Genomic DNA, 4,261 nt, shown 5'->3' on the forward strand with positions numbered 1-4,261 from the left:
GCGGCTTCATAGCTAGCTAAATCTCTCGCATATTGGTCTTTTTCAAATGTGTATTGCTGGGTCGCTTCTTGCAGTTCCTTAGTTTGTTGCTGGTAGGCTTGATTTTGGTCGCTTTCGGTGGAGACCGTTTGGGGGTCCTCCTGAACGAGAATAATCCCTTCATTTTTAGCAGCCTCAAGAGCGGAATTGTAAGCCCCTAAAGAGGCTTCAGGATTTTCGCTGTGTTCTTCAGCTTGAACTTCTTGTGCCACAATCAAGGTTGGTGCTAGCAGTAAGCTACTAACGACGAAAGTCTTTTTCATGTCTACTCCTCATGTTTTTATGTTTACCGATCCATTATAAATCTGTTTCACAAATTGTCAAGCTCCTACAAGTGATTCGTTGTCAGCGATTTCTCTCATTTGGAGATTGAGTCCGTAGAGAGCAAGTAAAAATCCCCCACCGATTTTTCAGTAGGGGATAGGTCTTAAAGAGTAAATCCCAGCATCAAACCGATCGCAGCGAGGACCAGGAGATAGTCTTTTTCTTCTTGGGTATAAAAGGAGTATAGGAGGCTTCCCAGGGCATAAGCCAGCACTCCGAAAAGGCTAAAGTGGAAGGAAAAGAGGTTAAGAGTCTGTAGCAGGGATCCTAAAATCCCGTACAGGACGAGGGAGCAGGCTAGGATTTTTAGATGTCTCATAAGTCACCTCCGAGTCATAAGAACTTCTGGCTATTATAATAACGTAAAAATGAGTCATTTGCTACTGACAAGAGTAGGAGTGAGAATCTATTTTCAGGAACATGAATCGAACTTATTGACACTTCGCGTTTACAAATGTAAACTATAAATATAGACTACATTCGTAAACGAAAAGGAGCAATGGATGAAAGCAATTATGTCACAGGCAGAATGGCAGGTCATGCGAGTCCTTTGGGCTCATCCAGGTAGCGGAAGCAGTCAGATTATTGACTTTCTGCAAGCGGACTTTGACTGGAAACCGAGTACGGTCAAGACTCTCTTGACCCGGCTCAAAGATAAGGGGCTGATTGAGGCTCAGGCTGACGGGAAACGCTTTGTCTACCGAGCTTTAGCCAGTGAGGAACAGGAATTGGACAAGTTGGGCCGAGAGTGGTTGGCGAATCAGTGCCAGACCAAGCACGGTCAGCACCTCTTGCAGCTCTTGCAACAAGCCAGCCTGACCCAGTCGGATTTGGAGCGTTTGATTGCCTGGGCCCAGGAGGCTCAGGTGACAGCTCCGGTTGATTTGGCCTGCAACTGTTTGCCGGGTCAATGTGATTGCCATGCTTAGAAGGAGGTTAGAATGGAAGAACGTTTATATCAAGTGAGTGGGATGACCTGTGCTTCCTGTGCTCTGACTGTGGAAACAGTGGCCGGCCAACAGGAGGGAGTAGCGGTTGCCCAGGTAAATCTGGCTACAGAAAAGTTAACCTTAAAAACCACTGGGGATTTTAAGGCCAGCGACTTGGAAGAGGCGGTGGCGAGTCTGGGTTATAGTCTCAAAGAGCAGCGGCTGGAGTGGGATGCGAAACAAGGCCAGTTGCAAGAAGAAGACAAGCGGCGTCGCTTGGAGGTTGAACGCAAGCGCCTGCTGGCGACGGCTGCTCTAACGCTGCCCTTGCTTTATGTGGCCATGGGTGCCATGTGGGGTCTGCCCCTTCCCAGTTTTCTAAGAGCAGAAGGTCCTTTTGTCCTCTTTCAATTGCTGGTGACAACGGCTGTCCTTTATCTGGGACGTGGTCTTTACCAGCGTGGTTTCCGGAATCTCTGGCAGGGCCACCCCAATATGGACAGCCTGATTGCCCTTGGCACAGCTGCCGCCTACCTCTACTCCACCTATGGTAGCTGGCAGGTTTTACAGGGTCAAAGCCATTTTGCCCATCACCTTTATTTTGAATCAGCTGCGACCATTATTTTCTTTGTCTTTTTGGGAAAATATTTAGAAGCGAGAGCTAAACAAGAGACTTCCCGTGCCCTAAAAGGGCTAGGTCAGTTAGCCCCGCAGGAAGCCCGGCGCGTCGGAGCGAACGGGTTAGAGCTGGTTGCGACTAAGGATTTGCAGGTCGGAGATCGGGTCCGGGTCCTGCCGGGGGATTCCTTCCCGGTGGATGGAACGGTCTTGTCTGGCTCTGGCTATGTGGATGAGTCCATGATGACGGGGGAAAGTTTTCCTATTTATAAGGAGGCTGGGCAAGCGGTTTGGGCTGGCAGTCTCAATCAGACCGGGAGTCTGGATTATGAGGTAACCCATGTCGGTGGAGCAACCCTGCTGGCGCAGATTATCAGGCTGGTTGAGGAGGCCCAGGCTCAGAAGGCTCCGATTGCGGCCTTGGCCGATCGGCTAGCGCGTTACTTTGTGCCCCTAGTCCTAGGACTAGCTCTGTTGGCGAGTTTGGGCTGGTACTTCTTGGCAGGGGCCAGTCTGGAATTTGCCCTTTCGATTTTTATTGCTGTTTTGGTGATTGCCTGCCCCTGTGCCCTTGGTTTAGCGACACCGACAGCCATGATGGTGGCTACTGGGCGGGGTGCCCAAAAAGGAATCCTGCTCAAGTCTGGTCCGGCTTTGGAAGCCTTGGCCCAGGTGGATACGGTGCTCTTGGATAAGACAGGGACAGTCACAGCTGGCCAAATGCAGCTGACTGATTTAGAGCTTTGGGCAGGGGAGTCGCGGGAAGAGGTATTAACCCTTCTAGCGTCCGCCGAAAGCCATAGCGAACACCCGATTGCCCAGGCTCTAGTTCAGGCAGCAACTGAAGCAGGCTTGACTTTGCGCCAAACGATGGATTTCCAGGCCCAGGTCGGGCGAGGGATCGAGGCCAAAGTGGACGGCCAGCGCGTGCTGGTTGGGACCAGGCGGTACTTAGAAGAAGAGGGGCTGGTACTACCCGAGGAGCTAGACCTCGAGGCTTGGGAAAAGGCCGGTAAGACCAGTCTCCTACTGGCCCGCGAAGACGTCTTGCTGGCAGCCTTGGCAGTTGCCGATCCCATTAAGGAGACCAGCCGTCAAGCCATCTCCAAGTTAGACCAATTGGGCTTGGAAGTGGTGCTGCTAACCGGTGACAAGGAAGCTACAGCTCGGGCTATTGCGGAGGAAGTAGGAATTTCCAAGGTTGTGGCTCAGGTCCTCCCCCAGGATAAGGCTGCTCAAGTTGCTAGCTACCAAAAACAAGGCAAAGCTGTCGCCATGGTTGGAGACGGCATCAATGATGCCCCAGCTCTGGCTCAAGCCCAAGTCGGCATCGCCATGGGCACCGGAACCGACATCGCCATGGATGCTTCTGACCTCGTGCTCCTCCAAGGCGATCTGGTTCGTCTAGCTGATGCAATCAGCCTCAGCCGGGCTACCCTGCGGATCATCAAAGAAAATCTTTTCTGGGCCTTTATCTACAATATCATTGGAATCCCAATCGCCATGGGCCTCCTCTACCTGTTCGGCGGCTCCCTTCTCAACCCAATGTTGGCAGGACTAGCCATGAGCCTGTCCTCTGTATCCGTTGTTTTAAACGCCCTTCGCCTAAACTGGAAATAAAGGAGAACTCTATGCAACAAGAAATTCAACTCGCAGGACTTAGCTGCCAAAACTGTGCCCACCACGTGGAAGTGGCCTTTTCCAAACTACCCAAAGTAGCCCAGGTTACCGTCAACCTGGAGGATTCAGTGGCCCATGTGGATACCAAAGAAGCCTATAGCCAAGACCAGTACCAAGAAGCTCTAGGCCCCTTGCCTTATAAGGTAGTTGGTCTAGCAGGTGGGAAGTAGCAGGTAAGTGCTTGAAAAAACTGTGTAAAAAAGAAAGAAGTAAGCTGCCCCGTGTAAGATTGGGCGTAAGCGCCCAATAACAGGGTACATCAAAAAACCTCCAAGATTGTAAGCAGCTTGCTTTGAATCTTGGAGGTTTCTTTAACGACAATGCTCTTGTATTTGTTTTGCCCATGGTAAATAAGCCTCTAGAACCTCCTTTTTTTCGAGAGTCTCCTCGTTTGGTAAATGTTCTAGTAGGAAAACTATATATTTTTCACTGTCCACTTGGTGGAGTTTGGCTGTCTCAATTAGAGTCATAATAATCGCACTAGACTCTGCTCCCCCTAAACTCTGGGAGAACAACCAATTCTTGCGTCCCATTACTAAGGATTTGATTGCTCTTTCTGCCAAATTATTGGATAGAACGAGACGTCCATCCTCTAGTACAGTTTTGAATGTGGACTCATAATCCAAACTGTATTTGAGAGCACGGCCTAACTTGGATTCTGGTAAGACATA

Annotated in this window: 6 protein-coding genes; 3 read left to right on the plus strand and 3 right to left on the minus strand. The window is 50.3% G+C overall.

What is annotated here, in order from left to right; all coding sequences use genetic code 11:
* Together E5983_RS08610 and E5983_RS08615 are read right to left on the minus strand one after the other, a co-directional pair.
* On the minus strand, positions 1 to 302 hold a 302-nt coding region (locus E5983_RS08610), incomplete at its 3' end, for a hypothetical protein (protein WP_160333431.1).
* Between the two features lie 164 nt (positions 303 to 466).
* Positions 467 to 682: a hypothetical protein gene (locus E5983_RS08615; RefSeq protein WP_160333432.1), complete on the minus strand. Its 216-nt coding sequence runs from the start codon at positions 680 to 682 to the stop codon at positions 467 to 469.
* Between the two features lie 184 nt (positions 683 to 866).
* Here E5983_RS08615 and E5983_RS08620 point away from each other — a divergent pair, with 184 nt between their 5' ends.
* From E5983_RS08620 to E5983_RS08630, 3 genes are read left to right on the plus strand one after another with little or no spacing between them, the layout of a single operon-like run.
* Positions 867 to 1,292: a CopY/TcrY family copper transport repressor gene (locus tag E5983_RS08620; RefSeq protein WP_160333433.1), complete on the plus strand. Its 426-nt coding sequence runs from the start codon at positions 867 to 869 to the stop codon at positions 1,290 to 1,292.
* Positions 1,293 to 1,304: 12 nt separating this feature from the next.
* Positions 1,305 to 3,530, plus strand: coding sequence for a heavy metal translocating P-type ATPase (locus tag E5983_RS08625; protein ID WP_160333434.1), 2,226 nt, complete (start codon positions 1,305 to 1,307; stop codon positions 3,528 to 3,530).
* A gap of 11 nt (positions 3,531 to 3,541) precedes the next feature.
* Positions 3,542 to 3,760, plus strand: a complete 219-nt coding sequence (locus E5983_RS08630) for a heavy-metal-associated domain-containing protein (RefSeq protein WP_160333435.1) — start codon at positions 3,542 to 3,544, stop codon at positions 3,758 to 3,760.
* 141 nt (positions 3,761 to 3,901) lie between these two features.
* Here E5983_RS08630 and E5983_RS08635 read toward each other — a convergent pair.
* The coding region (locus tag E5983_RS08635) for an IS66 family transposase (protein WP_160332692.1) at positions 3,902 to 4,261 on the minus strand (360 nt) is incomplete at its 5' end.

It is taken from the genome of Streptococcus danieliae, from assembly GCF_009767945.1.
In the GTDB taxonomy this organism is placed as follows: Bacteria; Bacillota; Bacilli; order Lactobacillales; family Streptococcaceae; genus Streptococcus; species Streptococcus danieliae.

What these genes read in the sequence shown, in the direction of transcription:
- E5983_RS08620 (WP_160333433.1), top strand. Translation starts at nt 867, where the DNA reads ATGAAAGCAATTATGTCACAGGCAGAATGGCAGGTCATGCGAGTCCTT.
- E5983_RS08625 (WP_160333434.1), top strand. Translation starts at nt 1,305, where the DNA reads ATGGAAGAACGTTTATATCAAGTGAGTGGGATGACCTGTGCTTCCTGT.
- E5983_RS08615 (WP_160333432.1), bottom strand. Translation starts at nt 682, where the DNA reads ATGAGACATCTAAAAATCCTAGCCTGCTCCCTCGTCCTGTACGGGATT.
- E5983_RS08630 (WP_160333435.1), top strand. Translation starts at nt 3,542, where the DNA reads ATGCAACAAGAAATTCAACTCGCAGGACTTAGCTGCCAAAACTGTGCC.